Annotated in this window: 4 protein-coding genes and 1 pseudogene; all 5 read left to right on the forward strand. The window is 35.9% G+C overall.

Annotated elements, in window-relative coordinates; genetic code table 11:
• The first annotated feature begins 128 nt into the window (after window positions 1-128).
• The 5 genes and pseudogenes from AC4PRO_RS10285 (at window position 129) to AC4PRO_RS10305 (ending at window position 5,777) form a co-directional block, all read left to right on the forward strand.
• Window positions 129-1,520 (forward strand): UDP-glucose 6-dehydrogenase, encoded by a 1,392-nt coding sequence (locus AC4PRO_RS10285; RefSeq protein WP_492117282.1) that lies wholly within the window; start codon window positions 129-131, stop codon window positions 1,518-1,520.
• A 580-nt stretch (window positions 1,521-2,100) separates the two neighbouring features.
• Complete coding sequence (locus AC4PRO_RS10290; RefSeq protein ID WP_074724316.1) at window positions 2,101-2,568, forward strand: UpxY family transcription antiterminator; 468 nt, start codon at window positions 2,101-2,103, stop codon at window positions 2,566-2,568.
• A gap of 647 nt (window positions 2,569-3,215) precedes the next feature.
• Window positions 3,216-4,499, forward strand: a complete 1,284-nt coding sequence (locus tag AC4PRO_RS10295) for a nucleotide sugar dehydrogenase (RefSeq protein ID WP_492117283.1) — start codon at window positions 3,216-3,218, stop codon at window positions 4,497-4,499.
• A gap of 66 nt (window positions 4,500-4,565) precedes the next feature.
• Window positions 4,566-4,688 (forward strand): annotated as a pseudogene (locus AC4PRO_RS10300) (adenylyltransferase/cytidyltransferase family protein); the annotation flags it as partial.
• Window positions 4,689-4,769: 81 nt separating this feature from the next.
• Entirely contained in the window at window positions 4,770-5,777 is a 1,008-nt protein-coding gene (locus tag AC4PRO_RS10305; RefSeq protein WP_074724314.1) for a mannose-1-phosphate guanylyltransferase, read from the forward strand.
• Window positions 5,778-6,181: the final 404 nt, after the last annotated feature.

The following is a 6,181-nucleotide window of genomic DNA, read 5'->3' on the forward strand; positions in this document are numbered from 1 at the left end:
GTTTTTTGACGTTATTAATTTAAGGGCGGGTTTCGGTTTTGAGTAGTTAGAATTGAGCTGTTTTTGATAGCGATTCACTACTAGTGTTTTACGAAAATAAAATATGATAAAGAATTAAAATTAAAGAAATGAAAATTACAAAAATTTGTTGCATTGGGGCTGGATACGTAGGTGGACCTACTATGGCAGTTATAGCACAAAAATGTCCGCAGATCCAGGTTACGGTTGTTGACTTAAATGAAGAACGAATTGCGGCTTGGAATGACGAAAATTTAGATAATATCCCTATTTACGAACCGGGATTAGATAAAATTGTTGGAGAAGCCAGAGGCAGAAATTTATTCTTTTCTACCCATGTTGAAAAAGCAATCGATGAAGCTCAGATTATTTTTATCTCGGTTAATACGCCTACTAAAACGTATGGTAAAGGGAAAGGTATGGCAGCGGATTTAAAATACATCGAGTTGTGCGCCAGACAAATTGCTAAAATAGCCAAGGATAATAAAATAGTGGTAGAGAAATCAACGCTACCGGTACGAACTGCCGAAGCCATTAAAAGTATTTTGGACAATACCGGTAATGGCGTACAATTTCAAATTTTATCTAATCCAGAGTTTCTTGCTGAAGGAACAGCAGTTCAGGATTTATTGAATCCGGATCGAATATTAATAGGTGGAGATACTACTGAAGACGGACAAAAAGCGATACAAGCTCTTGTTGCTGTTTACGCCAATTGGGTTGCAGCCGATAAAATATTAACTACTAATTTGTGGTCGTCTGAGTTATCAAAGTTGACTGCTAACGCATTTTTGGCGCAAAGAATCTCTTCTATCAATGCCATGTCTGAGCTTTGTGAAAAAACGGGTGCTGATGTGAATGAGGTGGCAAAAGCGATAGGAATGGACAGCCGAATAGGATCAAAATTCCTTAAGGCATCAGTAGGATTTGGAGGCTCTTGTTTCCAAAAAGACATTTTGAATTTGGTTTACATTGCCAAATCCTATGGATTGAGCGAAGTGGCTGATTATTGGGAGCAGGTTATTATCATGAACGATCATCAAAAAAGACGTTTCTCAAATACTATTGTGCAAACACTTTATAATACCGTTTCCGATAAAAAAATATGTTTCTTAGGTTGGGCTTTCAAGAAAGACACCAACGATACTAGAGAATCTGCAGCTATTTATGTGGCAGACGAACTAATAAATGAAAACGCAAAAATTGCCGTTTATGATCCTAAAGTGTCCAGAAAGAAAATTTTGGCTGATTTGGATTATTTAGAAACCAGAACGGCAGAAAAAAATGCGAACAGCATTCTGTCATTTGAAGATCCTTATGAAACTTGTGAAGGCGCACACGCAATAGCGGTCCTTACGGAATGGGATGAGTTTGTTCAATATGATTGGCAACGAATTTATGATTCCATGCAAAAGCCTGCTTTTGTTTTTGACGGAAGAAATATATTGAATGGTTCTGCTCTTAAGGAAATAGGATTTGTTTATCAAGGTATCGGTTCTTAAGTCCTCACCCCGGCCCTCTCCAAAGGAGAGGGAGACTAAGCGAAGTTTGTTTATTAAATAAATTTGTACAAGTTAGGTGGCTGATAAAAGTTGTTTTCGGCTGCGATTCTCGAAATATTTTTATAAAAATGCTTTCGCTATTTTATAAAAACTTCCCGAAACGCCCAATAGCTATCGGGATCAGACAGTAAAATTGAAGATTAATTAATACCAAAAAAATAATTTTAAAAACAGGAATATTTGATGGTTATGCCAAGGTATTTTACTTCTTATTACTACGCATTCCGGTATTTCTTTTTTGATCATGACAAATTGGAGATTTAGCGAACACCGCTTAAAATAAAAGTTAAGTGAGCAAAAAAATAAAATTGTACTAGTATAATAAAAATACAATCGGTACTGAAAGTTGTTTAAATATTATTTTACTACTTTTCGATTAAAACGGTCATGGGGTCAGTCGAGTAGCTCTAATAATACATGGGTTTGTGTAATTCGAGATTAAAAACAATTAGGGAACAACAAATAGATATTTATATAAAATAAAGGAATAACAACAAGATGTTATTTCAACACAAGGCAAATGAAAAATTGGTATGTAGTCTATACAAAACCCAAATGGGAGAAAAAAGTGGCGGAGCAGTTAACGAAAATTGGAATAGAATGCTATTGTCCTCTGATTACTCAGGTACGACAATGGTCAGACCGTAAGAAGAAGGTAATTGTTCCTCTTTTTAATTCCTATGTTTTTGTGCAATTAGCGGAGTCCGATAGGAATTTAGTGTTTCAGTCTGCAGGTGCGGTTCGTTATTTGTTTTGGTTGGGGAAGCCGGCGATTGTTCGTGATGAAGAGATTGTTACCATTAAAAAGTGGTTGGAAACTCCTGATGTTTATGATGTTTCTATAGATGCTATACAAGTGGGAGACAAAATCACTTTAGAATCTGGTCCTTTCTCTGCTCAAGAGGCCGTTGTTCAGGAAGTTACTAAAACACATTATGTACTGGTATTGGAATCATTAGGATGCGTTTTGAAAATGAAAATTAAGTAATACCAATTCTATTTATAAAACAGTCCAATTGTCAGTTCGAGCGGAGTTGAGAACCACTATTGCATCTCGACTGCGCTCGATGTGACAAAAATTAGTTCGGACTATACTGTACTTGTGTTTGGTATAAATTAATTGCTTTTTAATTACTACAAATAAAACAGGATTTCATCCTCAATCATTTGATTTTAACTATAAAAAAATTAAAATTTTAGATGGTTAAAGCCTCAAAATTCACCATTTATACTTTGTGAATTTTGGGGCTTTTGCATTATTTCAAGTGAATCTGTATGCGGTTCTTATTTACTTGGAAGTGGATTAGCCTTTTTTGTGAGCGTGTACTTGGGCGTTTCGCTTTCTCAATTTGAATTATTTGTGTAAGACTATTCTTTGAAATAAATTAGAGGGCTTTTTTTCATAGCTAAAAATATTATTCTCGTTATATGTTGGAAATTAATTATTTACGTTTGTATTTTTTTTTAAAAGTACTGTTTTAGTGGTTTGATATACAATTATAACATAATAAATCGGCTTATTGTACCTATATTTGAGCTCTTTAAAAAAACATGATTTGAGCCCATTATTGCGGGTTTGATTTGCGAATTTGTGCTTTTTAATGAATAAACGACATGGAAATTAATTTTTAATATATGGACTTGAATTCGAAGATTGCAATTGTAGGTCTTGGTTACGTTGGTTTGCCCTTAGCTAGGTTGTTTGCTACAAAACATGCTGTAGTGGGATTTGATATTAATGAGTCTCGAGTAGCAGAATTAAAATCAGGTGTTGATGCTACTCTCGAAATTGATACTGCAACGTTGCAAAAAGTATTAGTTGAAAAGCCAGGGCATGCGAACGGTTTGTATTGCACAAACCATATTGTCGATATTGCCGACTGTAATTATTACATTGTAACGGTTCCTACGCCAGTGGATAAAAACAATCGTCCTGATTTGACCCCTTTGTATAAATCATCTGAAACAATAGGGAAGGTTCTCAAAAAAGGGGATGTTGTTATCTATGAATCCACGGTATACCCAGGAGTTACGGAAGAGGAATGTGTACCCGTTTTGGAAAGAGTTTCAGGTTTAAAGTTCAACATTGATTTTTTTGCGGGTTATTCGCCTGAGCGAATTAATCCAGGAGATAAGGAACATACCGTTGATAAAATTTTAAAAGTCACTTCTGGTTCTACTCCAGAAATAGGACGAAAGATAAACGAATTGTATCAAAGCGTGATTACGGCTGGTACTTATCTGGCGCCTTCGATTAAGGTAGCCGAAGCGGCCAAAGTAATCGAGAACTCACAACGTGATATTAATATTGCTTTTGTAAATGAATTGGCAAAAATATTCAACTTAATGAATATTGATACGCAAGCCGTTTTAGATGCGGCTGGAACCAAATGGAATTTTTTGCCTTTTAAACCGGGATTGGTTGGGGGACATTGTATAGGAGTTGATCCTTATTATTTAGCTCAGAAAGCACAAGAATTAGGATATCATCCTGAAATTATCTTGGCGGGAAGGCGATTGAATGACAGCATGGGAGACTATGTTGCTTCTCAAATCGTGAAGTTGATGATTAAAAAGGGAATTTCGGTTAATGGGGCTACGTTGTTGATGCTTGGTATTACTTTCAAAGAGAATTGTCCCGATGTTCGCAATACTAAAATTGTAGATGTCATCGCCGCATTAACCGATTATGGGATTACAGTAACTATTTATGATCCTTTAGCCAATCCAGCTGCGGTGAATCACGAATATAATTTGGTTACTACTGCTGTTTTACCCCATCAAAAATTTGATGCGGTCGTTCTTGGTGTGGCACACGCCGCATTTTTGAACTTGGATTTTTCACAATTGCAGAACACAAAAAGTGTGTTGTATGATGTGAAAGGCGTTTTAGGAGATCCAGTAGACGGGAGATTGTAAAATCCTCACCCTAGCTCTCTCCGAAGGAAAGGGAGGTGGTGTAAAGCATTTCTTTGTAAAAGGATAACTATTAAAATAGATGTGCGTATTATCGGTGATGAATATAAAGAGGCTGATTTTACGGGTCGCGGTTATTGTGAGGAGAAAGGAATTGAATTCTATTTCAATGTGCGGGACCATCGTTTTTGAAGTAGTAGTCTCCGCAAAGGAGTAGCGGACAAATAATAAAAAAGAATAATATAAAGGTTTAAATCCCCTTAAGGTTACTATATGGAAAATAATAATTCAATTACACATGTCATTCTTACCGGTGGAGTAGGAAGTAGGTTGTGGCCGTTATCACGCAAAAGCCAGCCCAAGCAGTATCTCGATATTTTTGATGGAAAGTCTTTGTTTGAGATGACTGTCGAGCGAAATAGAAATATTGCGGATAAAGTGATGGTCGTGGGTAATATTGACAACTGCCATTTGAGCAGGAAAGTGCTAGAAAAATCGAATACAGAGTATATTGATATTATTGAATCTACTCCAAGAAATACTGCTGCCGCAATCGCTTTTGCAGCCTTTGCTTCAAATCCGGAAGACATTCTAATTGTGACCCCATCAGATCATATTATTGAAGAAATGGAACACTACGAAGAAGCAATAAAAGAAGCAGTTGAAAAAGCTTCAAAAGGATATATTGTTACTTTTGGGATTGTTCCCACTAAGCCAGAAACGGGATATGGATATATTGAACGCAGGGGCGATACTGTTCTTTCTTTTCGAGAGAAACCAAACCAAGTCACCGCCACCGATTTTATTGCGAAAGGTAATTTTTTATGGAATAGCGGTATGTTCTGTTTTAAAGCAGGAGTGTTACTGGAAGAATTAAAAGCATTCCATCCTGAAGTATATGAAAAAGCAAAAATAACCTGGGATACGAATATCAATGGAAATTTAGCTTTGGATTTGTCACTTGAAATTCCTTCTATAAGTATTGATTATGCGGTGATGGAACGCAGTAAAAAAATTAAAGTTGTTTCGTCTAAATTTGGTTGGTCGGATTTGGGTTCTTTTGAATCGGTTTATGATTATTTAGTTACCATAGGTCATGCTGTGGATAAAAATGGGAATATGGTTATTGGGACTAATAATTATACTGCTTTCATAGGGCTTAAGGATACTATTTTTGTTTATACGGATACTGCAAACTTAATTTTGAAAAAAGAATTGTCACAGGATGTTAAAAGTGTTTATAATAAACTGGAAAGGGAAAATCCAGGGTTGTTGGATTAGAAAAATCATTTGTTTTTCTTGGGTCTAAAGGGAGCCAAATGATTTTTGGAGGGAGAGTGTTTTAAAAATCATTTGCTTTTCCCCGACCCTAAAGGGAGCCAAATGATTTTTGGAGGGAGAGTAATTTGAAAATCATTTGTTTTTCCCCAACCCTAAAGGGAGCCAAATGATTTTTGGAGGGAGAGTAATTTGAAAATCATTTGTTTTTCCCCGACCCTAAAGGGAGCCAAATGATTTTTGGAGCGAGAGTGTTTTAGGAAATCATTTATTTTTCGCCGGGTCTAAAGGGAGTCAAATGATTTTTGGAGCGAGAGTGTTTTAAAAATCATTTATTGGTCACAGATTGGGGTTTAAAACCCTGCAATTTATTGCAGAACTTTAGTAATGCGAAAAAATATTTACCT

Source organism: Flavobacterium sp. DW-iso2, from assembly GCF_058725285.1.